This window comes from Ferrovibrio sp. GW821-FHT12B10 (assembly GCF_058807515.1).
In genome coordinates this window covers 329,612-354,516 of sequence record NZ_JBXAQT010000002.1, presented here as the reverse complement: position 1 = coordinate 354,516, position 24,905 = coordinate 329,612, and the positions used below count along the sequence as shown (strand labels likewise).

Genomic DNA, 24,905 nt, shown 5'->3' with positions numbered 1-24,905 from the left:
TTACGCTGCTGCGGCTTTCTTGGCCGCGGCTTTCTTCTTCGGCGCGGCCTTCTTCGCCCTGGTCGCTTTCTTGGCGGCTTTCGGCTTGGCCTCGGGCTTGTCAGCTTTTGCGGCCTTGGCTGCCTTCGGAGCGGCAGCCTTCTTAGCCTTCGGTGCAGCCTTCTTCTTGCCCTTGCCGCCCTTCTTGGCGCGGCTGGCAATCGCCTCGATCGCCATGTCGAGTGAAACAGCATCCACTTCGGTGCCGCGCGGAATCGGGGCGTTGGTGGCGCCGTGCTTCAGATAGGGGCCGTAACGGCCGTCGATCACCTGGATCGGCGCGTCGTCATCGGGATGCTTGCCGACTTCGCGCAGCACCTTCAGCTCGGCGCGCTGGCGCGGGCCTTTGCGGCGCGCATCAGCCTCGGCGATCTTCTCGACGGCATGATTGATGCCGATCTCGAGCGCCTCCATGGCGTCCTTCAACTTGGTATAGGCGCCGTCATGTAGCAGGTAGGGGCCAAAGCGGCCCAGACCGGCAAGGATTTCCTTGGCGGTGACGGGATGCATGCCGACGATGCGCGGCAGCGCCAGCAGCTTCAGTGCCATTTCCAGCGTGACGTCTTCGATGGTGACGCCCTTGGGCAGCGAGGCGCGCTTGGGCTTGGTCTTGGCCTTGCCTTCGCCTTCCGCTTCACCGAGCTGCACATACGGGCCAAACGGGCCCTGGCGCAGCGTGATCATCAGGCCGGTGGCCGGATCGGCGCCGATTTCCTGCGGGCCGGAGATGGCGATGTCGCCATGGCCGTTGCCGCCGGCGCTCAGCGGCCGGGTGTAGCTGCATTCGGGGTAGTCCGAGCAGCCGATGAAGGCGCCGGTGCGGCCGGCCTTGATGGCGAGCTGGCCTTTGTTGCAGGCGGGGCAGAGGCGGGCGCTCTTACCGTCTGCGCGTGCGGGGAAGAAATGGTGTTCCAGCAGCGCGTTGATGGCATCCAGCACTTCGCCGCGACGGCCCATCTTCTCGTCGATGCGGGTGACCGCATCTTTCACCGAGAAGGGAATGGGGTTTTCCTTGGCGTCATGCAGGCTGAAGTCCTGCCAGAAATCCTCCAGCACTTTCTTCCACTCGAGCTTGTGCTCGGCGATCTCGTCCAGCTTCTCCTCGAGGCCGGCAGTGAAGCTGTAGGCGAAATACTGCTCGAAGAAACAGACCAGGAAGGCGTAAGCCAGCCAGCCGGCGTCTTCGGGTGTGAAGCGCTTGTTCTCCAGCTTGACGTAGGAGCGGGCCTTCAGCACTTCCAGGATGGCGGCATAGGTCGAGGGACGGCCGATGCCAAGCTCTTCGAGCTTGCGCACCAGGCTGGCTTCCGAATAGCGCGGCGGCGGTTCGGTGAAGTGCTGTTCCGGCATGATGCCGTCTTCCTTCAGCGCTTCGCCGACCGACATCTTCGGCAACCGTGCGCCTTCCTCTTCATCGCCGGTCTTGTCGTCGACGCCTTCTTCGTAAAGCTTGAGGAAGCCGGGCGACAGCACGACAGTGCCGGTGACACGGAACACGCCGGTTTTCTTCGCATCGGTGATATCCACCGTGGTGCGTTCCAGCTCGGCGGATTCCATCTGGCTGGCGAGCGCGCGCACCCAGATGAGTTCGTACAGCTTGAGCTGCACTTCATCGAGATAACGGGCAACCGCCTTCGGGCGGCGGCGGAAATCGGTGGGGCGGATCGCCTCGTGGGCTTCCTGCGCGTTCTTCTGCTTGGTCTTGTAGACGCGCCAACTTTCTGGCACGGCCTCGCGGCCGAAATCCTCGGCGATCACGTCGCGGGCGGCGCGGATGGCTTCATCGGCCATGCTGACGCCATCGGTACGCATATAAGAGATGAGACCGGTGGTCTCTCCGCCGATGGTGACGCCTTCATACAGGCGCTGGGCGATCTGCATAGTCATCTGCGCCGAGAAGCCGAGCTTGCGGGCGGCTTCCTGCTGCAGGGTCGAGGTGGTGAAGGGCGGTGCCGGATTGCGCTTGGCTGGCTTGATCGAGACGTCGGCGACCGAATAACTCAGGCCACTCAGCTTGGCGACCGCGGCCTTGGCATCGGCCTCGTTATTGATGTCGAACTTGTCGAGCTTCTTGCCGCCTAGCTCGATCAGGCGCGCATTGACCTTCTGGCTCGACTTGGTGCCGAAATCGGCGCCGATGGTCCAGTATTCGCGGGCGCGGAAGGCCTCGATCTCGGTCTCGCGCTCACAGATCAGGCGCAGGGCGACCGACTGCACGCGGCCGGCCGACTTGGCCGACGGCAGCTTGCGCCACAGCACGGGCGAGAGGGTGAAGCCGACCAGGTAATCCAGCGCACGGCGCGCCTGCTGGGCATTCACCAGATCCATGTCGATGTCGCGCGGATTGGCCATCGCCTCCAGCACGGCCGACTTGGTGATCTCGTTGAAGACCACGCGCCGGACGGTCTTACTCTTCACGACCTTGCGGTTGTTCAGGGCTTCCAGCACATGCCAGGAAATCGCCTCGCCTTCGCGATCCGGGTCAGTCGCCAGGATCAGGGTGTCGGCATCCTTCAGGGCGCCGGCAATGGCGCGGATCGATTCCGACCCGCGGCCTGACATCTCGTAGTGCATGGCGAAGTCTTTGTCGGGCTCGACCGAACCGTCCTTGGCCGGCAAATCGCGGACATGGCCAAAGGAGGCCAGGACCGTATGGCCGGGACCGAGGTATTTCTCGATGGTCTTGGCCTTCGCCGGGCTTTCGACGACTACGACTTTCATAAGGCGCGGTTTTCCAACAAAAAATCAAAGAACTGGGGGCGGGTGAAGACCCGTCGCGGCCCGGGGAACATGGGCGATGGAATCCCCCTTGTCAAATCCAGGGGGGTAACGGGCCTCATAAAATGGCCGTTTTCCGTAGATTTTATTGAGTGTAGCGGTCTTCCGCCGAGGGCTCGATCGGGAAGGCAGCGACCAGCAGCATCCGGACCTCGTCGGTGCCGGCGGTCAGCGGCAGGGCCAGGCGCTCCCAGCTCCGCTCCACCTGCCACTGCGAGCGCTTGTCGCGGGAGGTGTAGTCGAAGGTGGCGGTATAGCGCCGCGACATCGGCATCCGGCTGTGCACCACCGCATCATATTCGGTGCGCAGCAGCTCGGCCTGCTGGGCGGGCAGTTCGTTGACCCGCTTGCCGGTCATGTCGACCTTGAACTGGTTCACGAAGGTGGAGCCATAGAGACGATATAAGTAGTCACCGTCGTCCTTGCGCTCAACCAGCATCAGGTTGCCCAGCCAGGGCTTCATCTCGATGGGGTCGATATCGGCGCGATCAGGCATGGGGCGGCCGTCGCGCTTGCCGGCCCAATAGGCATACAGCGCCTGGAGCGTTTCCAGCGTCAATTGCGGTGCGCCTTCCAGCATCCGTCCCATAAACTGTTTGCTACCCCCGGTCGTGCCGAACCGGATGCCAACCCAACATCCGGTATGTTTCGACGCAGCATACCGCAAATGGCAGGGAATGTCAGCCGATCCAGCCGGCATACACGCAGATCCGGATCTCTTGTCGACCGATTCCGGCAGGTCGGGCGGCTTTCTCGGGCTCCGGTGAATCCCGGTCCGGCTGCCGAGGTCTATGAAAGGGTGTTCCCAGGGGGCGAAGGGGGTCTCAAAAATAGCAAAAACGGGAAGCTGAGGGGCACGCCGCGTCATTAGATGGTGACGTTGCAGAATATCGATTTGCGGGGGTTTCGCGATCGACCGAGAAGGGGGCGTCGTCAATACCACGGTGCCCTATGCTTTTCAGAATTCCCGTCCGAGGCGCTCGTCCATGAGCGCGACAGTGATGGTCGTAGCCGGAACCCGGCCGGAGGTGATCAAGCTGGCGCCGGTCCTCGTTGCGTTGCGGGACCACCACCCCGCGATCAAGTGCCATTTCGTGTTGACCGGCCAGCACGAAGATCTGGCTGACGACATGGCGCGGGTATTCAAGCTGGAGGTCGACACGCATCTTCATGAGTTGCGCGCCGACGATGATCTGCCGCATCTGGTGGCCCGTGTGCTGGCTGACATGAGTGCGGTTATCACTCGGGTGCGGCCTGACCTTGTTCTGGTGCATGGTGACACGGCAACAACGGTCGGCACTGCACTGGCCGCCTTTTACGAACGCGTTCCCATCGGGCATGTGGAAGCCGGCCTGCGTACCAACGATCTGGGGCATCCATTTCCCGAAGAGGGGAATCGCAGCCTGGTGGCCCGCATCGCCAATCTGAATTTTGCACCCACCGAGCAGGCCCGGGATGCCCTGATGGCTGAAGGCATTCCGCCACACACAATTGCGGTGACCGGCAATACCGTTGTCGATGCCGTCGCCATGGCGCAGCAGCACATCATGGGCGGCGCATCATTGACGCTGCCGCTGCTGACCCAGCCGCACACTATGCTGGTGACGGTGCATCGCCGCGAGAACTGGGGCGATACGCTGGAGCAGATCTGTTCCGCGCTGCGGCGTCTGGCAAAAAACCGGCATGATCTTGATATTGTGCTGCCGATTCATCCTGGGCCGGCAGTCCACGATCGTATTGTCAGCGAATTATCCGATTTGCCGCGTTTGCATCTGGTGCCGCCACTGGACTATCTGTCGATGATTGCTCTTGTGCAGCGCGCCCGCGTGGTCCTGACCGATTCCGGCGGATTGCAGGAAGAATGTCTGACCCTGCACAAGCCGGTACTGGTGATGCGCAAGGAGACCGAGCGGCGTGAGGGCGTGGATGCCGGAGGCGCCGCATTGATAGGAACGACCCCGGACAGGATTCTTGCCGCGGTCAACGCCCTGCTCGACAACGATGGCGTACATCTGAGGATGAGCGACACGCGGAACCCCTTTGGTGATGGCCGCGCAGGTCGTCGCATTGCCACCGTGATCGATATGTTCGTCACGCGGATTATGGCCGCGAGTGAACAAACCGGATCTCTCGCGCGGGCGTCTTGAATCGTGACCGATATTTACCCGCAGGTATTCTTCTGGTCGCTCGCCATTCTTGCCCTGATCTACTTCATCAGCGGTGTCGACGAGATTCTTGTCGACATGGTTTTCGTGATCTGGCGCGTGTTTCGCCGCTTCGTTTTCATGCGTCGACACAGGCAGCTCCTGGAAGGCGATCTGATGATCGAGGCGGAGCAGCCGGCCGCCATTCTGGTGCCTGCCTGGCAGGAGGCGCGTGTGATCGGGCAGATGCTGCGACGGAACGTGCAAAATCTGCGCTACAAAAATTATCATATTTTCGTTGGGCTGTATCCGAATGACCCGGAGACATTACGGGCTGTCCAGGATGTGCAGGCGCGTCATTCGAACATCCATGCCGTTCTGGTCGATCACGATGGACCGACCAACAAGGCGGATTGCCTGAATGCGGTTATCGATGCTGTCGAATCTTTCGAGCGCAAACATGGCGTGCGATTTGAAATATTTGTTGTGAACGATGCTGAGGATGTGGCGCCGGCACTGGAGTTGAAGATTTTCAACCATCTCATTCCGCGTAAGGATATCGTCCAGCTTCCCGTGTTTCCCATACCGGTGCGATGGTGGCAGTTTACCGGCGGGCACTATATGGACGAATTCGCGCATCAGCATCTGCGCGATCTCCGGGTGCGCGAGTGGCTGACCGGCTCCATTCCCACGGCCGGCGTGGGATGCGGATTCAGTCGGCGCTGCATCGATGTTGCTAGAGCCAGCGGAAACGGCCAGGCCTTCAGCACGGATTCGGTGACCGAGGATTATGAATTCTCGCTGAAACTATCGGCGGCCGGCCTGGATGAAGTGTTCTTCGACGGCATTGTCCGTGCCGATCAAGAATATGCATCCGGCCTGCGCTGGGCTGACCAGGTTCCGGCTGTCACCGAGGCTTTCCCTAAAACATTCTGGACGTCTGTCCGTCAGAAGACCCGTTGGATTCTGGGAATTGCCTTGCAAGGCTGGAGTCATCTCGGTTGGCGTGGCGGCTTGCTCGGTTGCTACATGCTGTTTCGTGACCGCAAGGTCCTGGCGACCAGTCTCGCAGTCATCTTCGGCTATGTGCTGGTGCTTGCGATGCTGGTGTATTGGGGCATGCAGGCGCTGCTGTACGGGAATCCGGAGTTCCCCGATCTGGTTCCAGCCGGGAGCTGGGTTTGGGGCCTGTTATTCGCCAACTTCGCTTTTATGCTCGTGCAACTGAGCACCAGAGCCATCGCTGTCTTCATCATCTATGGACCGCTGCAAGCGCTGCTGTCGGTTCCGCGGGCGGTCTGGGGGAATGCCATCAACGCCACCGCGACCATCCGTGCAATCGGCCAATACGTTGCGGCCAAGCGACGCCGGCAGCTTCCTGCCTGGGACAAAACGCATCATGAATATCCCAATCCCGCGGAATAAGTGGCGGCGTCGGCTGCTGGTCGCTCTTGCGCTGTTGCTCGTGCAGCAGCCAATGCCTGCGAATGCGGTGGATCCGACCGCCGACGGATTGCTCAACGTCTATTACCAGCAAAGGGGCAGCGCTCCGCAAGCGGCGCGAACGGCTCTTGAGGATGCATATCGGCGCTTTCCCTATGACCCGCGGCCTGTCCTGGAGATGGGGTATCTGCTTCTGGCCGAAGGAAATGCCGCTGCCGCATTGGAGGCCTTTGAAGCGGGTGTGCGTCTCTTGCCCGGCCGCGCCGATCTCTGGGCGCAATTAGGATATCTGCGCCTGCGGCTTGAACGCAGCAAAGACGCGATTGCGGCCTTTCAGACAGCTGCAGCTCTGGCTCCCGATCACAGCGACTATGTGCTGCAGGCTGCGTATCTGGAGGAGCAGGCAGGGCGGCGTGCCGAGGCCTTGCGGGACTTCCGTCATGTCGCGCTTGGGTCCGGTCCGCAGGCGGAGCGGGCCTGCGCAGACTGGCGTGCTCTGCAGGCAAAACAGACCATGCTGCCGTCGCCATGGTTTTCCGAACTATATGCAGCGCCGGAGATGCGCAGCCATCGTGCTGTTTCAGTCCTGCCGCTGGAGGCGCGTGCCGGCAGGACCGTCGATGCGGACTATCAGGTGGATCTGTATGGCAGCCTGCGCGCAACGCGAGATAACCGCAGCGGTGTCAGCGATCTCGGGCCGCAGGTTTATTTTGACAACGCAGCCATCGTCGCCGGCGGCATCAGGGCGAAACCATGGCCGGAACTGCCGGTGTCGGCTTTTATCGAAGCCGGTGTTGCGCATGACCTGACGGACCGTGCACGTCCGGCAGACCGCGGCGATATCCGCGGCGGCCTTCTGCTGTATCAGGAGTGGAATATGGCGCCGGGTTGCGGCCCCGATTGGCGCATGCCGTTCCGCTTCGTTGCGGATATTTATGGCGAGGCACTGTACTTCACCCGCTATTCCGATGCTCTCGGCAGCCTGCGCGCGCGCCCGGGATTTCGTCTCTTTGAGAGTGACGCGATCGGACTCGACGGATATGCAATGCTGCAGGCCGGTGCCGACGGCGAGAATGTCGCCGGCAACCGCTATATCGAGGCCGGGCCTGGTATGGCTTTGCACGTGTATGAAGCCTGGCCGGTGACGTTGCGGGGCGAGGCCGTGCAGCACTGGACGGCCGACAATGACTACAGGGACTATCGTTTGAGGCTGGAATATTTTGCCCGGTTTTGATCAGGGATTCCGCAGCATGCTGCCGGCCTGAAGATACCAAAATAACTGGCCTCTACCTCGTTTGCGCCAGGGATGACCAGAGCTGACCTTGCTATGACCAAATGTCATCGCCACGCGCTCATCGAACGGGAGGCCGCAATGAGATTTTATCTGTCACTCGCTGCGCTGGCGCTGCTGCTGGCGGCGCTGGGTGTCCGCGCCGCCGAAGATCCAGCCGAGGTCGAAACCGTGATTGCCGCCACCAAGCAGGCGCATCCCGACAATGCGAGGCTCTGCCAGGCCGGCCAGACCGGCATCCTGAATGCCGTGTCGATCCAGGTGAAGGCGCTCGCCATGGATGGCAAGGTCAACGGCAACCAGCAGGCACTCGGTGTCGAGGCCAGTGCGCAGATCGGCAAGGAATGCTTTGGCGGCGGCTGATCGGCGACAGGCGGTTACGCCGGCTTCTCGTGCGTCTCGGCCGGACGGGCGAACTGCGGGAAGTTCGGATGCATCGCCAGCGGGATCACATCCACCTTGGTGAAGCAGGGGTAGAGTGGCATGCCGCGCAACGTGGCCGCCACGGCGTCGGCGTCCGGCAGGTTCCACAAAACCATGGTGCCCAGCGCATTGGCGCGACGCCAGATGCCGACGAGCTGCCGCTTGGCCAGCATCGCTTCCGAGGCGCGCCATTCCGCCTGCACTAATTCCTGGAACTTGTCGCCAGCGCGCAGGTATTCGATGCGCACATCCACCAGGTAGAGGTTGCTATCCGGCTTGGGTTTCGTGTCCGGTTTCTCGTGCTCTTTCGCGCCACGGGCGAATTGCGGGAAGTTCGGATGGCTGATCAGCGGCGTGACGGTCACGTCGGTGAAGAAGGGATAGAGCGGCATGGCGCGGACCTGGTTGCCAGCGGCCTCGTTGGTCGGCACGTCGATGATGAACATCGTGCCCATGCCGTTGGCCTTGCGCCAGATGCCGACGAACTGCCCCTTGGCCAACAGCTCTTCCTCGACCTTCCACTCGGCTTTGACCAGTTCCTGCGCCTTGTCGCCGAGCGTCGAGAAATTGAATTTCACATCGATCATAAACAGCATCTGAAAATCCTTAGTCCACAATCCGCTTTTTCACGAACGAGCCCGGTGCGGCCTCGATCACCTTGAGCTTGCCGTCGCCGGGTTTGCGCGCCGGCACCTTCGAGCCCGACTTGGCCGACAGCCATTTGTCCCAGTCGTTCCACCACGAGCCAGGGTATTCCTTCGCACCCTTGATCCAGTCCTCCACATTGGGCGGATTGGTTTTCGTGTCATTCAGCCAGTGCTGATACTTCTTGGCATCGGGATGATTGATCACGCCGGCGATATGGCCGGAACCCGCCATCATGAAGCGCACCGGGCCGCCATAGAGCTGTGTCGCCTTGTAAACCGACTTGTAGGGCGCGATATGGTCGTCCTTGCTGGCCTGGATATAGACGGGGATCTTGATCTTGCGCAGATCCAGTTTTTCGCCGGCCAGTTCCAGCTTGCCCGGCTGCGACAGCAGGTTCTGCTGGTACATGTTGCGCAGGTAGAAGCCATGCATCTTGGCCGGCATGCGCGTGCAGTCGGAATTCCAGTACAGCAGGTCGAAGGGGAAGGGCTCCTTGCCCAGCAGGTAGTTGTTGATGACAAACGACCAGATCAGATCGTTGGCGCGCAGCATGTTGAAGCTGGTCGCCATCTCGCCACCATCGAGATAGCCTTTCTCCGACATCAGGCTTTCCAGGTATTTCACTGTATCTTCGTCGGTGAAGACGCTGAGCTCGCCGGCATCCGAGAAATCCACCTGGGCGGCGAAGAAGGTGACGGCCTTGATGCGATCGTCATTCTTGGCGGCCATCCAGGCCAGCGCCGACGCCATCAGCGTGCCGCCGATGCAGTAGCCGATCGCGGTGACTTCATCTTCACCGGTCGCCTTCTTTACGGCGTCGAGGCCATCGAGGATGCCTTCGCGCATGTAGCTTTCGAAGGTCTTGTCGACCAGCGATTCATCGGGCTGGTTCCAGGACACGACAAAGACGGTGTAGCCCTTTTCCGTCATCCAGCGGATGAAGGAGTTCTGCGGCTTCAGGTCGAGGATGTAGAACTTGTTGATCCAGGGCGGCACGATATAGAGCGGCCGCTTGTAGACCTCCTTGGTCGTCGGCTCGTACTGGATCAGCTGCATCAGGTCGTTCTGGTAGACCACCTTGCCCGGCGTGACGGCAATATTTTCGCCAACGGTGAAGGCCTTGGAATCCACCATCTTGATATTGAGCTTGCCGTGGCCGCGGTCGATATCCTCCAGCAGGTTCTCCAGGCCCTTCACCAGGTTCTCGCCCTTGCTGTCCATGGTGGCGCGCAGGACTTCCGGATTGGTCAGGGCGAAATTCGACGGGGACATCGCGTCGATGAACTGGCGAGTATAGAAGTCCACCTTGCGCGCGACCTTGGGATCGACACCATCGACATCGGTGACGGTCTTCTGCACCCAGCGCGCGGTGAGCAGGTAGGACTGCTTCAGGTAGTCGAAGACGGCGCCATCCTGCCAGGCCGGGTCCTTGAACCGCTTGTCGCCCTTGTCGGGCTGCACCAGGGGGGCGGTTTCCTTGCCCAGGAACCGGTCGGTCGCATTGGCCCAGAGCGCGGCATAGTCCTGCCACAGCTTGACCTGGGCCTGGGCCAGCTTGGCCGGGTCGGCCATCAGCTTCTGGGCGATCTCCAGATAGGCTCCGGCCAGGTTCAGGGGGTCGGGATTGGCGGGCGCCGGCGGCTTGCCTTCGGGGGCATGGGCCGCCTCGGCCTGCTGGCGGGCGGCATAATCGGCCAGCAGCCTCTGGCTCTGTTCGGCCACCCGGGCCCAGGTCTGGGCCCAGACAGCCGGGTCCGGCAGCGGAATATCACTGTCGGGCTTTAAGTTGCTGTCCGGTCTGCCACTGTCCGGTTGCTTCGCCATCCGACAGTCCTTATTCTCGGGGCCCGTTTCCTCGCCTGTACGATTCCGGCTCTTGGCCGGATTTTCTCGGCACGGATTGAGGTTAAGGGATAGGGAATCCCCCTGCAAGGCCGTCAGGCCGACTAGGGCGATATAGGCGTTTTTGGGCTTTAAGGGGTAGGAACATATGGCTGGGATCGGCACGGCTTCCGCCGGCATAGCGACGCGGGGCATGCAGGGTCTGCGCGACCGGGGCCTGTTTGGTCACGGCCTGCGCGGCGCCACCGCTGCGGCACTGCTCGCCGTCATGCTGGGCCTGAGCGCCTGCGGCACCTGGGCGGATCCGACCCAGCTGTTCGGCGATGATGAGGATTCCGCCCCGCCGACCGCGGCAACGGCCACTTCGGGCAATTCCCCCAACAGCGACCGTTTCCCGAATTTGGCCCGCGTGCCGGCGCGTCCGGTTGAAACCAGCACCTCGGGCGAACGTCGCCAGGCCCTCGACAATCTGGCCGCCGACCGCAGCAATTCGCGCTACACCGACGAAGAGCTGCGCGCGCGCCCGGCCGACACCACCACACCGCCGCCTGCTCCGCGCGCGCCGGTGACACAGCTTCCGTCCGCCGCACCCGCGGCCCAGCCGCGCGGCGCTGTGGCGCCGGCGAATGGCCAGGCCCTGCAGCCGCCGCAGCCCCAGCAGCCGCAGGCCGCACCGGGTTCTGCGCCTGCTCCCGGCCGTGCGGCCAATGTGACCGACACCTTCTCGCAGTTCCTCGCGCAGTCCTCGGCGACGACCTTGCCGGCGGGCCTGCCGCAGGGCGGCAGCGGTGCTGCGTATTCGCCGTCGCCACTGCCCGGCAGCACGCAGCTTCTGGCCATCGTGCGCTTCAACGGCAACGAAACTTCGCTCGGCAATGACGACAAGGCACTGGTCAACCGGGTTGCCGAATACTTCAAGGGCATTGGCGGCAAGGGTTCGCTGCGCGTCGTCAGCTATGCGCCGGCAAACCAGGGCGCCGTCTCGCAGCGTCGCGCCGAACAGGTGGCCGCCGAACTGCGCCGCCGCGGCATTTCGGCTGCTCAGATTCGTCTCGATACGCAGGCCGGTTCGACCGCGCCGGCCTATTACGAAACGGCAGCGCGAGCTACCGACCAGAACCGCCGGGTTGAAATCTACATCGTGAACTAAACAGATTTCAGCTAAGGATCGGCGGGGGCGCGGGGCGATAAGCTGCCGCGCCTTCGTGTAACTGAAGCCCTGTAATTTCCCGCAACCAGTACCGTCAGTGGACCCGAAGACCATGGATACCGAGTTCTACCGCATCAAGCGCCTGCCGCCCTACGTGTTCGAGGAAGTGAACCGTATGAAGGCCGCCGCACGAGCTCGCGGCGAGGACATCATCGACTTCGGCATGGGCAATCCCGACAATGCCACGCCGCCGCATATCGTGGCCAAGCTGGTAGAGGCCGCCACCAATCCGCGCGCCCACCGCTATTCCTCCAGTCGCGGCGTGCCCGGCTTGCGCAAGGCGCTGTCCAACTATTACGGCCGCCGCTTCGGCGTCGAACTCGACCCCGAGAAGGAAGCCATCGTCACGCTGGGTTCGAAGGAAGGCCTGGCCAACCTGGCCATGGCGATCTCGGCGCCGGGTGACACCGTGCTGGTGCCCAATCCCAGCTATCCGATGCATGCCTTCGGCTTCATCATCGCTGGCGCCAATGTGCGCAGTGTGCAGATCGGCCCGGGCATCGACTTCTTTGCTGGCCTGGAGCGCGCCTACCAGCACAGCATCCCGAAGCCGATCGCGCTGATCGTCAGTTTCCCGGCCAATCCCACGGCGATGACCGTTGATCTATCCTTCTACGAAGAGATGGTCGACTACGCCAAGAAGCGCAACATGTGGATCATTTCCGATCTCGCCTATTCGGAGATTTACTTCGACGGCAATCCGCCGCCCTCGATCCTGCAGGTCAAGGGCGCCAAGGATGTCGCCATCGAGTTCACCTCGCTGAGCAAGACCTACAACATGCCGGGCTGGCGCATCGGTTTCGGCGCCGGCAACCCGGCATTGATCGGTGCGCTGGCGCGCATGAAATCGTATCTGGATTACGGCGCCTTCACGCCGATCCAGGTGGCGGCCACCGCGGCGCTGAACGGCCCGCAGGATTGCGTCGAGGAAATCCGCCAGACCTACAAGTCGCGCCGCGACGTGCTGGTGAAGGGGCTGAATGCTGCTGGCTGGAATATTCCGATGCCGAATGCCTCGATGTTCTGCTGGGCGCCGATCCCCGAGCGCTATGCGCATCTCGGTTCGGTCGAATTCTCCAAGCTGCTGCTGCGCGAGGCGGAAGTCGCCGTCGCGCCGGGCATCGGCTTCGGCGAACATGGCGACAATTTCGTGCGCCTCGCCTTTGTCGAGAACGAGCACCGCACCCGTCAGGCTGTGAAGAACATCAAGAAGCTGCTGGCATCGCCGTCCAATCTTCAGGAAGAGAAGGCGGCCGTGAATGGTTAAGGCGTACAAGACGGCCCCGGCGCCGCTGAAAGTTGGCGTTGCCGGTCTGGGTGTGGTGGGGCAGGGCGTGCTGCGCCTTCTGCACCAGCATGCCGATGCTCTGACGGCGCGTACCGGCCGGCCGATCAAGGTGGTTGCCGTTTCCTCGCGCGACAAACGCAAGAAGCGCGACATCCCCAAGGGCAGCTGGCGCTGGCATGCCAAGGCGATCGATCTGGCTGCTGATCCCGAAGTCGATGTCGTGGTCGAGTTGATCGGTGGCGCCGATGGCGTGGCGCGCAACCTGGTTGAGGCCGCGTTGAAGGCTGGCAAGGGCGTGGTCACCGCCAACAAGGCGATGCTGGCCATGCATGGCGCCAGGATCGCGGCCTTGGCCGAGCTGAAGGCTGCGCCGCTGGGCTTCGAGGCGGCGGTCGCCGGCGGTATCCCGATCCTGAAGGCGCTGCGCGAAGGCTTGATCGGCAACCGCGTCGAAGGCATCACCGGCATTCTCAACGGCACCTGCAATTACATCCTGACCGAGATGCGCGAGACCGGCCGCGATTTCCGCGATGTGCTCAAGGAAGCGCAGCAGCTCGGGTATGCCGAGGCCGATCCCAGCTTTGATATCGACGGCGTCGATGCCGCGCACAAGCTGGCGGTGCTGACCTCGCTGGCTTTCAACACCAAGGTCGATTTCAAGGCCGTGCATGTCGAAGGTATCCGCAACGTCTCGGCGGTCGACATCGCGTTTGCCAAGGAATTCGGCTATCGCATCAAGCTGCTGGCGATTGCCCGCCGCACGCCCAAGGGCGTCGAGCAGCGCGTGCATCCCTGCATGGTGCCGGCCAATACGCCAATCGCCCATGTCGACGGCGTGTTCAATGCGGTCGCCGCCGAGGGCGACTATGTCGGCCGTGTGATGTTCGAGGGCCGCGGTGCCGGCAGCAACCCGACCGCCTCAGCCGTGGTGGCCGATCTCGCCGATATGGCGGCCGGCCGCTATGCGCCGGCCTTCGGCGTGCCGGCGGCGCGGCTGCAGCCGCTCAAGGCGGCGGCGATGTCAGAGCATGTCGGGCGCTATTACATCCGCCTGATCGTGCGCGACCAGCCCGGCGTGCTGGCCGATGTCTCGGCCGTGCTGCGCGACGAGAAGATTTCCATCGAAAGCCTGGTCCAGCGTGGCCGTTCGGAAGCCGAGAACCAGCCGGTTGCCGTCATGCTGATCAGTCATGAGGCGCGTGAGGCCGACATGACCCGGGCGATGAAAAAGATCGGCAAGCTGCGCTCGGTGCTGCAGGCGCCGGCGCTGATCCGTATCGAACCGCTCTGAGAGACGGGAGCAGGCCATGGCCGCGACCAAGACAGCCAGCGTGAAGAAGGCGAAGCCAGAAAAGGCCGCCGAAAGCAGCCCCGGCGCGACCCTTTCGGTCGAGCGCAACCTCACGCTTGAGGTGGTGCGCGTCACCGAAGCCGCCGCCATTGCGGCGGCGCGGCTGACCGGCCTGGGCGACGAGATGGCTGCCGATCAGGCGGCCGTGGATGCCATGCGCACCGCACTGAACGATCTCGATATCGATGGCACCATCGTGATCGGCGAGGGCGAGCGCGATTCCACGCCGATGCTTTATATCGGCGAGAAGGTCGGCCGCGGCAAAGGCGCGCGCATCGACATCGCGCTCGATCCGCTGGAGGGCACCTCGGCCACCGCCAAGGGCGGCGGCAACGCGCTCTGCGTCATTGCCTTTGCCAATGCCGGCTGCTTCCTCAATGCGCCCGACGTTTATATGGACAAGATCGCCGTCGGCGGCGGCCTGCCTGACAATGTCGTCGATCTCGACCTGCCGCCGAGGGAAAATCTGAAGCGTCTGGCCGAGGCCAAGGGCATCGCCGTTTCCGAGCTGACGGTTTGTATTCTCGATCGTCCCCGGCATATGGACCTGATCCAGCAGGTGCGCGACACCGGTGCGCGCGTCTCACTGATTTCCGACGGCGACGTGGCCGGCATCATCGCGACCACCGATCCGGCCACCGGCATCGACATCTACATGGGTTCGGGTGGCGCGCCGGAAGGTGTGCTGGCCGCTGCGGCGTTGCGTTGCATTGGCGGCCAGATGCAGGCCCGCCTGATCTTCCGCAACGAAGACGAGCGCAGCCGCGCGCGGCGCCTGGGGATCGAGAAGCTGGATCGCAAATACAGCCTGACCGACATGGCCTCAGGCGACGTCATCTTTTCGGCGACCGGCGTCACCGACGGCACGATGCTGCAGGGCGTGAAGCGCGTCGCCGGCGGCTTCCGGGTCAATTCCCTGGTCATGCGCTCACAGACCGGCACGATCCGCCGCATCGAAGCGGTGATCCGTCCTCTCAGCCCGGCTTGACCATGCTGGAGTCCGCGCCTGCGTTTCTGGGCGTCACGAGTTCCGTGAAGGGGCAGCGCTGGCGTCTGCGCAACACCGATGACCGTCTCGCCATGGCATTGGCGCAGCAGGCTGGCCTGCCGGAAATCCTTGGCCGCGTGCTGGCCGGGCGCGGCATCGCCATCGAGGCGCTGGAAGATCATCTCAATCCGTCACTGCGGCGCCAGCTGCCCGATCCCTCGCGCTTCCTCGACATGGACGCGGCCACCAGCCGGCTGGCCGATGCGATCATCAAGGGCGAAAAGGTTGCCGTCTTTGGCGACTACGATGTCGATGGCGCGACCTCGACGGCGCTGCTGAACCGCTTCTTCCGCGCTATCGGTCGCGAGCTGCGCGTCTATATCCCCGATCGCCTGAAGGAAGGCTATGGCCCCAACGCGCCGGCGCTGCGCCGGCTGGCGCAGGATGGCGTCAAGGTGGTGGTGACCGTCGACTGCGGCACGCTGGCCTTTGCCGCGCTGGAAGATGCCGCCAGTGTTGGCCTCGAGGTGATCGTCGCCGATCACCATCTGGCCGAACCGGAACTGCCGAAGGCCATTGCCGTGGTCAACCCCAATCGCCTGGACGAAGCGCCGGGTTTTGGTCAGCTTGCCGCCGTGGGCGTCACTTTCCTGCTGATCGTCGGCGTCAACCGCCGCCTGCGTGAGCGCGGCTATTACACCTCCGATAATCCGCAGCCCGACCTGATGGCCTGGCTCGATCTGGTGGCGCTGGGCACCGTCTGCGACGTGGTGCCGCTCACCGGCCTCAATCGTGCGCTGGTGACGCAGGGCCTGAAGATTCTGCGCGGTCGTGGCAATGTCGGGCTGGCGGCGCTGGCCGATGTGGCTGGCGTCAGCGAGCCGCCGGGCGCCTATCACCTGGGATTCCTGCTCGGTCCGCGCGTCAATGCCGGCGGCCGTGTCGGCCAGGCCGATCTGGGGACAAGGCTGCTTTCCACTGACGATGCGCGCCTCGCCCAACAGATGGCTGGCGAGCTGGATCGCTATAACCGCGAGCGGCAGGAGATCGAGGCCGGCGTGCTGCATGAGGCCATGCAGGAGCTGGAGCATGTCCCCGAGACGGCAGCGCTGGCGCTGGTGGCGCGGCAGGGCTGGCATCCGGGCGTGATTGGCATCGTGGCGGCACGTGTGCGCGAGAAGGCCGGCCGCCCGAGCTTTGTCATCGCGCTGGACGAGAACGGCATCGGCAAGGGATCGGGCCGGTCGATCCCCGGCGTTGATCTGGGCGCGGCCGTCGTCGCCGCCGGTCAGGCCGGGTTGTTGATGAATGGTGGCGGCCATGCCATGGCGGCGGGCCTGACGGTCGAGGCAGCCAAACTGAACGAGCTGAAAGCCTTCTTGAATGAACGTCTGGCCGCGGCCGTGACGAAAGCGGGGGCGTCATCCTCGCTGGGCTTCGACGGCGCGCTGGCGATCGGCGGCTGCAATGCCGAACTCTGCGACAGGCTGGAACAGCTCGGCCCCTATGGCTCGGGCAATGCCGAGCCCCGGTTTGCGCTGGCCGGGGTGCGCGTGGTGCAGGCCGATGTGGTGGCCGAAAAGCATGTGCGCTGCCTGATCACTACGGGCGATGGCAGCGGCCCGCGCCTCAATGCCATGGCGTTCCGTTCGGTGGATGGCGATCTCGGCCCGGCGCTGTTGCAGGCACGCCAGACCGGCGCGCCGCTGCATGTCGGCGGCCATCTGCGGCCCAATCACTGGCGCGGCGAGAAGCGCGTGCAGTTCCTGCTGGAAGACGCGGCGACGCCGTCTTAAGGCGGCGGTTCGGTCGGCGCCGGCGTCAGTCCGCGCAGGCGCTCGCGATGCAGGATATACAGGCCGCTGGCCACGATCAGGGCAATGCCCACGGCCGCCAGTTCATTCGGCACATCGCCCCAGACCAGCCAGCCAATAAGCAGCGCCCAGGGCAGGCCAGTATAGCGCATCGGCGTGATGACCGGCACCTCGCCATGGCGGAAGGCATCGACGGCGAACTGGTAGCCGGCGGCGATGCAGCAGGCGGCCATGGCCACGAAGCTGAGATCACGCCAGGTCATCGCCACCCAGCCTTCGATCAGAGCCAGCGTCAGCGCCGCCAGCGCCATCAAGCCGACATTGGTGAGATTGATGACCGATGACGGAATGCCGGCATCGATCCGCCGGGTGATGAGGTCGCGCGCCACGATGCACACCGCTGCGCCGACGCCGAGCAGGGAATAGGCGCTGAAATTATCGGCGCGCGGCTGCACCACCAGCAGCACGCCCAGGAAGCCGGCCACCACGGCGCTCCAGCGCCGCCAGCCCACGGGTTCGCGCAGCAGTACGGCAACGGCTGCAGTCATCATGAGCGGCGAGGACATATGAATCGCCATCACGCTGCCGATCGCCGTATGAAACAGCGCGATCATGTAGAGATAGCTGCTCACCAGGTCGATGCCGCTACGCAGCAGGATCTGTCCATCGAACATTTTACGCATGTGATGGGCGGCGCCGGTGATCAGGATTACGCCCAGGATGATCGCAGTGGCGATCAGGCCGCGCACCGCAAGGATCTGGCTGGCCGGGACGTTGCCATAGACCAGCTTGCACAGCGCTTCGTTGATGACAAAGAGGAAAACGGCCAGCGAGAAGGAAATGATGCCGCGGCGGTTGCCGGTGCCCAGCAACCGGTGGAGATAAGACATTCCGAAGATCAGCGCTTGGCGTCCGGATGCGCGTGAATGGGGTCAACCCAGGGAACATCTTCAGGCTTTTCCACCGGCTCGATATCCAGGTTGACCACCACCGGGTCCTGGCCCGAGCGCACCAGCACGCATTCCAGCACCTCATCGGAGCTGGCGTTGATTTCTTGATGCGGCACGAAGGGCGGCACGAAGATGAAATCGCCGGGTCCGGCCTCGGCGGTGAATTCCAGATTGTTGCCCCAGCGCATGCGCGCCTTGCCCTTGACCACGTAGATCACGCTTTCCAGATCGCCATGATGATGCGCGCCGGTCTTGGCATTGGCATGGATATGCACGGTGCCGGCCCAGATCTTCTGGGCGCCGGCGCGGGCGAAATTGATGGCGGTGGCGCGGTTCATGCCGGTGGTCTGTCCGGCCGTCGTCGGGTCGAGCTTGTCGCCCGGGATCACCCGCACGCCGTCATGCTTCCAATCGGTGTGATGCCCGCTGTCAGAATGACCGTGATCGTGACCCATGAGACTCCTCCACGCTGAAGGAGAAATGGTAGGCAGGCCCGACGATCAGGGCAAGGGCTTCAGCCTACTCCCGGTGGCGCGGATCCAGCGCGTCCCGCAGGCCATCGCCCAGCAGGTTGAACGACAAGACGACCATGAATATCGAAATGCCTGGATAGATCGCCATCCACGGCGCCTGGGTGAGGAAGTCCTTGGCCGAGTTCAGCATGCTGCCCCAGCTTGGCGCCGGCGGCTGCTGGCCCAGGCCGAGGAAGGACAGGCTGGCCTCGGCGATGATGGCCGAGGCGATGGTCAATGTTGCCTGCACCATCAGCGCCGGCCAGATGTTGGGCAGGATATGGCGGAAGGCGATGCGCAGCGGCGGATTGCCCACGGCGCGCGCCGCCTCCACATAGTCTTCCACCTTCACGGCCTGCACCTGGGCGCGCGTCAGCCGCACGAAGATCGGGGTGGCCGAGATGCCGATGGCGATCATTGCATTGGTCAGGCTGGGGCCGAGGAAGGCCGCCAGCGCGATGGCCAGGATCAGGAAGGGCACGGCCAGCATGGCGTCGGTGATGCGCATTAGGATCCCATCCACGAGTCCCCCTGCGTAACCGGAAAGAAGCCCGACCGGAATGCCCACCGCCAGCGAGATGGCGACCGAGAAGACACCCGCCAGCAGCGAGGCGCGGGCGCCGAAGATGACGCGCGACAGCACGTCGCGACCGAGTTCATCGCCACCGAACCAGTTGGCCAGCGACGGCGCGCCGCGCACGGCACCCCAGTTGGCCTCGATGGGGTCGTAGGGCGCGATCAGCGGCGCGAAGACGGCGGCGGCCACGAACAGCAGCACGACCACGAGGCCAACCACGGCGCCCTTGCGCTTGAACAGGCGGCGCAGCGCGCGGCGGGCCGGACTCTGCTCGGTGGCGGGCTTGACGGTGGCGGGAGCGATGTTTGCGGTCACGGCGGTCATGCGCGCAGCCTCGGGTTGACCAGGAAGTAGGCGACATCGGCCAGCAGGTTCAGCACGATATAGGCCGTCGCGGTGCAGAGCACGACGCCCTGAACGACGGCATAGTCTCGGTTGAACACGGCGTCGACGATCAGTTTGCCGAAGCCGGGGATGGAGAAAATCTGCTCGGTGAGCACGGCGCCTGACAGCAACTGGCCGAACTCTAGCGCGCCCAGCGTGATGACCGGCACGGCGGCATTGCGGAAGGCGTGCTTGGCGATCACCACGCGTTCAAAAAGACCTTTCGCCCGGGCGGTGCGGATGTAGTCGCTGGACAGCACCTGCAGCATGGCGCTGCGGGTATGGCGCATCATCACGGCGGCGATGGCATTGCCCAGCACGAAGGCTGGCATGACCATGGATTCGAGATTGCCCCAGAAGTCTTCGCGCGGGCTGATATAGCCTGAAGCCGGCAGCCACCCGAGTTCGACCGAGAAGAGCAGGATCAGCATGATGCCGAGCCAGAAATTCGGCGTCGACAGACCCCAGAGGCCGACGATATTAGCCACGTAATCCGGCCAGCGCCCGTTATGCAAAGCCGAGATCACGCCCATCGGCAGGCCGATGGCGAGCGCCACGATCATGGCGAGGATGGCAAGTTCGACGGTGACGGGCAACTTTTCGACCAGTAGCTGCGAAACCGGCATCTGGATGCGGATCGATTCACCGAAATCGCCCTGCAGCACGCCGCTGATCCACAGCCAGTATTGTACAGGCAAAGGCTTGTCGAGGTTGTACTTGGCCCGCACCTCGGCGATGGCCTGCGGATCGCGCTCTTCGCCGGCCATGGCAATGGCCGGGTCGCCGGGCAGCAGCTGCTGCAGCCCGAAGATGATGATCGACACGAACAACAATGTCGGCAGCAGGATGGCGATACGCCGGAACAGGAAGCGGGTCATGGCTGGGGCTGGTCACATAAATGGAGGAGGGGGCCGCAGTTGCCTGCGGCCCCGACGCAGTTAGCTGTTCTTCATGCCGGTGAAACGCACCAGGCCGTCCGGATATTCCTTGAAGCCGGTGACCTTGGGCGAATAGGCCCAGAGCCACTTGCGATGCATCATGTAGATGATCGGGCGTTCGGCCAGCACGATTTTTGCTGCGCTGTCCCAGGCCTGCTGGCGCTTGGCCAGATCGGTGGTCAGGCGGGAGTCGTTCAGCACTTCATCCAGTGCCGGATTGCACAGGCCGGCGTAGTTGAGCGGCTGGTTGCAGGCATGGAAGCTGTACAGGTTGCCGTCCGGATCGGGGCGGCCGCTCCAGGCCAGGATATAGGCCTCGAAGTCGCCCTTGTCGGCCATGTTCAGCGAGGTGGCGAATTCAGTGGCCTGGATGCGGATATCGAAACCCGCCTCCTTGGCCATGGCCTGCACCACCTGCGCGATGTTGCGGGCATCCGTGGTGGTCGGCGTCACCAGATTGACCACCGGGTTCGGATTGCCGGCTTCCTTCAGCAACTGCTTGGCCTTGGCGATGTCGCGCTTGGGCATCGGCACCGACTTGGCATAGTAGGGGTTGCTCGGCGGCACCCACTGGTTGCCGGCCAGCGCGAAGCCGTCGAACACCACCTGCACGATGCCCTGGCGGTCGATGGAAAGCTCCAGCGCCTCGCGGATCTTCTGGCTCGAGCCGATCGGCGACTTCGACTTGTCGCTCTTGCCGATATTGATGGTGATGCCGTAATAGCCGATCTCAGCGATCTGGCCGAACTTCAGCTTCTTGTCCTTCTGTACGTCCTTGGCATCCGGACCGGCCAGGCGCTCCAGCATGTCGAGCTGGCCTGAACGTAGATTGGCAAGGCGCACGGTGGCGTCGATGAAGGGGCGGAACTCGATGCGCGACAGATGCACATTGTCCTTGTTCCAGTAGCCATCGTATTTCTCGACGACGATGCGGTCCTGGGCGATGCGCTCGACAAACTTGAACGGGCCGGCGCAGACCGGAGCGGTGGAGAACTTGTCGCCCAGCGCCTTGCCGGCCTTGGGCGAGATCATCATGCCGGAACGGTCGGTCAGCGTGGCCAGCAGCGGCGCGAAGGGCGCCTGGGTGTTGATCTTGACGGTCAGCGGATCAACCACATCGACCGTCGTGACAGCCGAGAGCTCGCCGCGGCGCTGCGAACCCTGCAGGGTCTTGTGGCGCTCGATATTGTACTTCACGGCTTCGGCGTCGAACTTCTCGCCGTCATGGAAGGTGACGCCGGGGCGCAGTTTCATCACCAGCGCTTTGTTGTCGTCGGACCATTTCCACTCGGTGGCGAGCTGGGGCACGACGCTCAGATCGGGTGCGATATCGACCAGCTTGTCGCAGAGCGACGAGAAGACGATGCGGCTGACGAAGGTGCGGGCCAGCGTCGGGTCCAGCGCATCCGGGTCCTCGGCCAGGCCGAATTTCAGTGTCTGCGCAGACGCGGCGGTCGCCGTGCCCAGCAGCAGTACCGCGGCCAGCGCCGCCCAGGTGATCTTGTTCAACATTGTTCAGCCTCTCCTTGTTTTATTGGTCGGAAACAGATGAATGGGCATTGACGAAACGGGCCTGCAGCCGCGCCAGCCGTTCTGCGCCTGCAGCCGTACCTTCAACAGGTAAGGGCGCGGCGGCGGGCAGTTCGCGCCAGCGATGGCAGGCCACCGTATGGCCGCCGATATCCTCCATGGCCGGTGCCTTGCTGCGGCACAGGTCGACCGCGAAGGGGCAGCGGGTATGGAAACGGCAGCCGGCCGGCGGATCGATCGGGCTCGGCACGTCGCCGGTCAGGATCACGCGCTGGCGCACGGCATTGGGCTGCGGCACCGGGATGGCCGAGAGCAGGGCGCGGGTATAGGGGTGGCGCGGATTGGCGAAGAGTTCTGCGGTGGTCGCCACCTCGACGATGCGGCCCAGATACATCACGGCAATGCGCTGCGCGATATGGCGCACCACGGCCAGGTCATGCGCGATGAAGATCATGGCGATGCCCAGCCGCGCCTGCAGGTCCTTCATCAGGTTCAGCACCTGTGCCTGCACGGAGACGTCGAGCGCCGACACGGCTTCGTCGGCCACGATCAGGTTCGGTTCGACGGCGAGCGCGCGGGCGATGCCGATGCGCTGGCGCTGACCGCCGGAGAATTCATGCGGGTAGCGCCGCGCATGCGCCGGCCGCAGGCCGACCAGGCTGAGCAGCTCTTCGACACGCGCCTGGCGTTTGCCCGGCGGCACCAGGCCGTGCAGCATCAGCGGTTCGGTCAGGATATCGCCCACCGTCATGCGCGGGTTGAGCGATGCATAGGGGTCCTGGAACACCAGCTGCATGTCTCTTCGCAGGTCCCGCAGCGCGGTGCCCTGAAGCCGGGTGATGTCGCGGCCATCGAACTTGATCGTGCCGGCGGTGGGGTCGATCAGGCGCAGCACCAGCCGGCCGGTGGTCGACTTGCCGCAGCCGCTTTCGCCCACCAGGCTCAGCGTCTCGCCGGCCTTCAGGCTGAAGTCGACATCGTCGACGGCGCTGACATGGCTGATCGGGCGACCGAACCAGTTGGTCTTGGCGGTGAAATGCTTGGTCAGGCCGCTGACCTCGAGAAGGTTGCTCATAGCAGGGGAGCCTTGATGCAGGCGACCGCATGGCCCGGTGCAATCTCGCGCAGTTCCGGTATGGCGGCGCGGCATTGCGCATCGCCGAACGGGCAGCGCGGGTTGAAGCGGCAGCCGTCGGGTGGGTTCATCGGATCGGGTACGCTGCCTTCGATGGCGGCAAGGCGGTCCTTGGTCTGGTCCAGGCGCGGGATCGAACCCAGCAGGCCGATGGTGTAGGGATGCTGTGGCGTGGCGAACAGCTGCTCGACCGGCGCCTGCTCGACGATGCGGCCGGCATACATCACCGCGACATGATCAGCCATCTCGGCGATCACGCCCATGTCGTGGCTGATCAGCATGATGGCGGTGCCCAGGTCGCGCTGCAACTCGCGCAGCAGGTCGAGGATTTGCGCCTGCACCGTCACGTCGAGCGCCGTGGTCGGCTCGTCGGCAATGAGAAGTTCGGGGCCACACGCGAGCGCCATGGCGATCATGGCGCGCTGGCGCATGCCGCCCGACAGCTGGTGTGGATAGTCGTCGATGCGCTTTTCCGGCGCGGGGATATTCACCTTGCGCAGCATAGCGATGGCGGCTTCGCGCGCCTGCGCCGCGCTCATGCTCTTGTGCCGGATCAGGCCTTCCATGATCTGGTCGCCGATGGTGAAGGCCGGATTCAGCGAGGTCATCGGCTCCTGGAAGATCATCGCCAGGCGATTGCCGCGCAGGTCGCGCATCTCATCCTTGCTGATGGTGCTGAGATCGGTGCCGGCGAAACGGATGTTGCCGCTGGCGATGCGGGCGCCGCGGCTGGGCAGCAGGCCCATCACGGTCAGCGAGGTGACCGATTTGCCGCAGCCGCTTTCGCCCACGATGCCCAGAGTCTTGCCGCTGTCGACGGCAAAGGACACGCCGTCCACGGCGCGGAACTCGCCGCCATCGCTGGCGAAATAGGTGCGCAGGTCGTCAACTTCGAGCAGCGCCATCAGCGCGTTCCCATCATGGCTTCATGTTTCTGCACTTCCGCCTCGATCACGCTGCGGTCCCAGATGCCGCTGGGATTCCTCGTCGTAGCGTAAAATTTGAGGAAAGCGGCATAACGTCCCTGTGACACACCGTAAAGGCGACGCAACTCGGCCAGAGGCTCGGCATGGTCGTCGACGCGCAAGGAAAGCGCCGGATAATCCTCGCTGGTATGGATCAGCAGCGCGGCCGATTGCTTGCCGCGCTTGTCGCCGCCTTCGGCCTGCCCGGCATCCAGCGCATCGAGGAAGCGTTCGGCGAAGGGCTTCTTGCTGGCGGCAAAGCTCTCGAAGGTCGCGCTCACCACGCTTTCACCGGCCAGCATGTTGCCGGCGACCGAGAAGCCGTCGCCAGTCTTATGCCCGCACCAGCCGATGCAGGCGTCGCCGGTATGCGCCGCCGTGCGGCCTTCGCGGTCCACGACATGAATCTGCCGCGCCGCCGCGCCATCGTCGGAGAACACCAGCCAGCTCACCACATCGGCGGCAGCCATGCCGCTTTCCAGCATCGCCAGCCCGCGCGGGCCGTAGGTTGGATTGATCAGCGCCTGTGTCGCCAGCGCGCCATGCCCGCTTTTCGCATGCGGGCAGAGTGCGCCGACAGCAAAGAACTTTGTCGTCACGGCGACGCCATAGGCGCCGGTCGCCGGATCGCGGGCGACAATCGACCAGGTCATGC

At 63.8% G+C, this 24,905-nt stretch carries 21 protein-coding genes; 9 read left to right on the top strand and 12 right to left on the bottom strand.

Annotated elements, in window-relative coordinates; translation table 11 throughout:
• Positions 1 to 2,760 carry a type I DNA topoisomerase gene (gene topA, locus AC1RRT_RS19430; protein ID WP_493015558.1) on the bottom strand — a complete coding sequence of 920 codons (2,760 nt, stop codon included), beginning with the start codon at positions 2,758 to 2,760 and terminating at the stop codon, positions 1 to 3.
• Between the two features lie 142 nt (positions 2,761 to 2,902).
• Entirely contained in the window at positions 2,903 to 3,406 is a 504-nt protein-coding gene (locus tag AC1RRT_RS19425) for a PAS domain-containing protein (protein WP_493015556.1), read from the bottom strand.
• A gap of 397 nt (positions 3,407 to 3,803) precedes the next feature.
• Here AC1RRT_RS19425 and wecB point away from each other — a divergent pair, with 397 nt between their 5' ends.
• The 4 genes from wecB (at position 3,804) to AC1RRT_RS19405 (ending at position 8,058) form a co-directional block, all read left to right on the top strand.
• On the top strand, positions 3,804 to 4,964 hold the full coding sequence (gene wecB, locus AC1RRT_RS19420; RefSeq protein WP_493015554.1) for a non-hydrolyzing UDP-N-acetylglucosamine 2-epimerase: 1,161 nt from the start codon (positions 3,804 to 3,806) through the stop codon (positions 4,962 to 4,964).
• Between the two features lie 3 nt (positions 4,965 to 4,967).
• Positions 4,968 to 6,386: a glycosyltransferase family 2 protein gene (locus tag AC1RRT_RS19415; RefSeq protein WP_493015552.1), complete on the top strand. Its 1,419-nt coding sequence runs from the start codon at positions 4,968 to 4,970 to the stop codon at positions 6,384 to 6,386.
• Positions 6,361 to 7,638 (top strand): tetratricopeptide repeat protein, encoded by a 1,278-nt coding sequence (locus tag AC1RRT_RS19410; RefSeq protein ID WP_493015550.1) that lies wholly within the window; start codon positions 6,361 to 6,363, stop codon positions 7,636 to 7,638. The genes AC1RRT_RS19415 and AC1RRT_RS19410 overlap by 26 nt, the downstream gene beginning before the upstream one ends.
• A 138-nt stretch (positions 7,639 to 7,776) precedes the next feature.
• Positions 7,777 to 8,058, top strand: a complete 282-nt coding sequence (locus tag AC1RRT_RS19405; RefSeq protein ID WP_493015549.1) for a hypothetical protein — start codon at positions 7,777 to 7,779, stop codon at positions 8,056 to 8,058.
• Between the two features lie 14 nt (positions 8,059 to 8,072).
• On the opposite strand, the gene AC1RRT_RS19400 is transcribed toward AC1RRT_RS19405, so the two are convergent.
• Both AC1RRT_RS19400 and AC1RRT_RS19395 read right to left on the bottom strand, forming a co-directional pair.
• On the bottom strand, positions 8,073 to 8,714 hold the full coding sequence (locus AC1RRT_RS19400; RefSeq protein ID WP_493015547.1) for a muconolactone Delta-isomerase family protein: 642 nt from the start codon (positions 8,712 to 8,714) through the stop codon (positions 8,073 to 8,075).
• 10 nt (positions 8,715 to 8,724) lie between these two features.
• Complete coding sequence (locus tag AC1RRT_RS19395) at positions 8,725 to 10,590, bottom strand: PHA/PHB synthase family protein (RefSeq protein WP_493015545.1); 1,866 nt, start codon at positions 10,588 to 10,590, stop codon at positions 8,725 to 8,727.
• Between the two features lie 166 nt (positions 10,591 to 10,756).
• On the opposite strand from AC1RRT_RS19395, the gene AC1RRT_RS19390 reads away from it, so the two are divergent.
• The 5 genes from AC1RRT_RS19390 (at position 10,757) to recJ (ending at position 17,241) form a co-directional block, all read left to right on the top strand.
• On the top strand, positions 10,757 to 11,758 hold the full coding sequence (locus AC1RRT_RS19390; protein WP_493015543.1) for an OmpA family protein: 1,002 nt from the start codon (positions 10,757 to 10,759) through the stop codon (positions 11,756 to 11,758).
• A gap of 112 nt (positions 11,759 to 11,870) precedes the next feature.
• Positions 11,871 to 13,085, top strand: coding sequence for an LL-diaminopimelate aminotransferase (locus AC1RRT_RS19385; protein ID WP_493015542.1), 1,215 nt, complete (start codon positions 11,871 to 11,873; stop codon positions 13,083 to 13,085).
• A complete protein-coding gene (locus tag AC1RRT_RS19380; protein ID WP_493015540.1) occupies positions 13,078 to 14,397 on the top strand; it encodes a homoserine dehydrogenase in 1,320 nt (439 codons plus the stop codon). Before AC1RRT_RS19385 ends, AC1RRT_RS19380 begins: the two co-directional genes overlap by 8 nt.
• Positions 14,398 to 14,413: 16 nt before the next feature.
• Entirely contained in the window at positions 14,414 to 15,445 is a 1,032-nt protein-coding gene (gene glpX, locus AC1RRT_RS19375; protein WP_493015538.1) for a class II fructose-bisphosphatase, read from the top strand.
• 2 nt (positions 15,446 to 15,447) lie between these two features.
• Positions 15,448 to 17,241, top strand: a complete 1,794-nt coding sequence (gene recJ / locus AC1RRT_RS19370; RefSeq protein ID WP_493015536.1) for a single-stranded-DNA-specific exonuclease RecJ — start codon at positions 15,448 to 15,450, stop codon at positions 17,239 to 17,241.
• On the opposite strand, the gene AC1RRT_RS19365 is transcribed toward recJ, so the two are convergent.
• The 8 genes from AC1RRT_RS19365 to AC1RRT_RS19330 all read right to left on the bottom strand — a co-directional run bounded on the left by AC1RRT_RS19365 (position 17,238) and on the right by AC1RRT_RS19330 (position 24,903).
• Entirely contained in the window at positions 17,238 to 18,149 is a 912-nt protein-coding gene (locus AC1RRT_RS19365; protein WP_493015534.1) for a DMT family transporter, read from the bottom strand. The genes recJ and AC1RRT_RS19365 overlap by 4 nt on opposite strands.
• Positions 18,150 to 18,157: 8 nt before the next feature.
• Entirely contained in the window at positions 18,158 to 18,664 is a 507-nt protein-coding gene (locus AC1RRT_RS19360; RefSeq protein WP_493015532.1) for a cupin domain-containing protein, read from the bottom strand.
• A gap of 64 nt (positions 18,665 to 18,728) precedes the next feature.
• Entirely contained in the window at positions 18,729 to 19,622 is an 894-nt protein-coding gene (locus tag AC1RRT_RS19355) for an ABC transporter permease (RefSeq protein WP_493015530.1), read from the bottom strand.
• Positions 19,619 to 20,560 carry an ABC transporter permease gene (locus AC1RRT_RS19350; protein WP_493015529.1) on the bottom strand — a complete coding sequence of 314 codons (942 nt, stop codon included), beginning with the start codon at positions 20,558 to 20,560 and terminating at the stop codon, positions 19,619 to 19,621. Before AC1RRT_RS19350 ends, AC1RRT_RS19355 begins: the two co-directional genes overlap by 4 nt.
• A 60-nt stretch (positions 20,561 to 20,620) precedes the next feature.
• The gene (locus AC1RRT_RS19345) at positions 20,621 to 22,132 is read right to left on the bottom strand and encodes an ABC transporter substrate-binding protein (RefSeq protein WP_493015528.1); all 1,512 of its coding nucleotides are present in this window, start codon (positions 22,130 to 22,132) and stop codon (positions 20,621 to 20,623) included.
• 19 nt (positions 22,133 to 22,151) lie between these two features.
• Positions 22,152 to 23,225 carry an ABC transporter ATP-binding protein gene (locus tag AC1RRT_RS19340; protein WP_493015526.1) on the bottom strand — a complete coding sequence of 358 codons (1,074 nt, stop codon included), beginning with the start codon at positions 23,223 to 23,225 and terminating at the stop codon, positions 22,152 to 22,154.
• Positions 23,222 to 24,190 (bottom strand): ABC transporter ATP-binding protein, encoded by a 969-nt coding sequence (locus AC1RRT_RS19335; protein WP_493015524.1) that lies wholly within the window; start codon positions 24,188 to 24,190, stop codon positions 23,222 to 23,224. The genes AC1RRT_RS19340 and AC1RRT_RS19335 overlap by 4 nt, the downstream gene beginning before the upstream one ends.
• The gene (locus tag AC1RRT_RS19330; protein ID WP_493015523.1) at positions 24,190 to 24,903 is read right to left on the bottom strand and encodes a DUF1028 domain-containing protein; all 714 of its coding nucleotides are present in this window, start codon (positions 24,901 to 24,903) and stop codon (positions 24,190 to 24,192) included. The genes AC1RRT_RS19335 and AC1RRT_RS19330 overlap by 1 nt, the downstream gene beginning before the upstream one ends.
• Between the last annotated feature and the right edge of the window lie 2 nt (positions 24,904 to 24,905).

Bases quoted from the DNA above. Each gene is read 5' to 3' on its own strand.
- AC1RRT_RS19345 (WP_493015528.1), bottom strand. From the start codon at position 22,132: ATGTTGAACAAGATCACCTGGGCGGCGCTGGCCGCGGTACTGCTGCTG.
- AC1RRT_RS19340 (WP_493015526.1), bottom strand. From the start codon at position 23,225: ATGAGCAACCTTCTCGAGGTCAGCGGCCTGACCAAGCATTTCACCGCC.
- AC1RRT_RS19330 (WP_493015523.1), bottom strand. From the start codon at position 24,903: ATGACCTGGTCGATTGTCGCCCGCGATCCGGCGACCGGCGCCTATGGC.
- AC1RRT_RS19365 (WP_493015534.1), bottom strand. From the start codon at position 18,149: ATGTCTTATCTCCACCGGTTGCTGGGCACCGGCAACCGCCGCGGCATC.
- AC1RRT_RS19380 (WP_493015540.1), top strand. From the start codon at position 13,078: ATGGTTAAGGCGTACAAGACGGCCCCGGCGCCGCTGAAAGTTGGCGTT.
- AC1RRT_RS19390 (WP_493015543.1), top strand. From the start codon at position 10,757: ATGGCTGGGATCGGCACGGCTTCCGCCGGCATAGCGACGCGGGGCATG.
- AC1RRT_RS19410 (WP_493015550.1), top strand. From the start codon at position 6,361: ATGAATATCCCAATCCCGCGGAATAAGTGGCGGCGTCGGCTGCTGGTC.
- AC1RRT_RS19400 (WP_493015547.1), bottom strand. From the start codon at position 8,714: ATGCTGTTTATGATCGATGTGAAATTCAATTTCTCGACGCTCGGCGAC.
- glpX (WP_493015538.1), top strand. From the start codon at position 14,414: ATGGCCGCGACCAAGACAGCCAGCGTGAAGAAGGCGAAGCCAGAAAAG.
- AC1RRT_RS19350 (WP_493015529.1), bottom strand. From the start codon at position 20,560: ATGACCCGCTTCCTGTTCCGGCGTATCGCCATCCTGCTGCCGACATTG.
- AC1RRT_RS19385 (WP_493015542.1), top strand. From the start codon at position 11,871: ATGGATACCGAGTTCTACCGCATCAAGCGCCTGCCGCCCTACGTGTTC.
- AC1RRT_RS19335 (WP_493015524.1), bottom strand. From the start codon at position 24,190: ATGGCGCTGCTCGAAGTTGACGACCTGCGCACCTATTTCGCCAGCGAT.
- AC1RRT_RS19360 (WP_493015532.1), bottom strand. From the start codon at position 18,664: ATGGGTCACGATCACGGTCATTCTGACAGCGGGCATCACACCGATTGG.
- AC1RRT_RS19425 (WP_493015556.1), bottom strand. From the start codon at position 3,406: ATGGGACGGATGCTGGAAGGCGCACCGCAATTGACGCTGGAAACGCTC.
- topA (WP_493015558.1), bottom strand. From the start codon at position 2,760: ATGAAAGTCGTAGTCGTCGAAAGCCCGGCGAAGGCCAAGACCATCGAG.
- recJ (WP_493015536.1), top strand. From the start codon at position 15,448: ATGCTGGAGTCCGCGCCTGCGTTTCTGGGCGTCACGAGTTCCGTGAAG.
- AC1RRT_RS19405 (WP_493015549.1), top strand. From the start codon at position 7,777: ATGAGATTTTATCTGTCACTCGCTGCGCTGGCGCTGCTGCTGGCGGCG.
- AC1RRT_RS19355 (WP_493015530.1), bottom strand. From the start codon at position 19,622: ATGACCGCCGTGACCGCAAACATCGCTCCCGCCACCGTCAAGCCCGCC.
- wecB (WP_493015554.1), top strand. From the start codon at position 3,804: ATGAGCGCGACAGTGATGGTCGTAGCCGGAACCCGGCCGGAGGTGATC.
- AC1RRT_RS19395 (WP_493015545.1), bottom strand. From the start codon at position 10,590: ATGGCGAAGCAACCGGACAGTGGCAGACCGGACAGCAACTTAAAGCCC.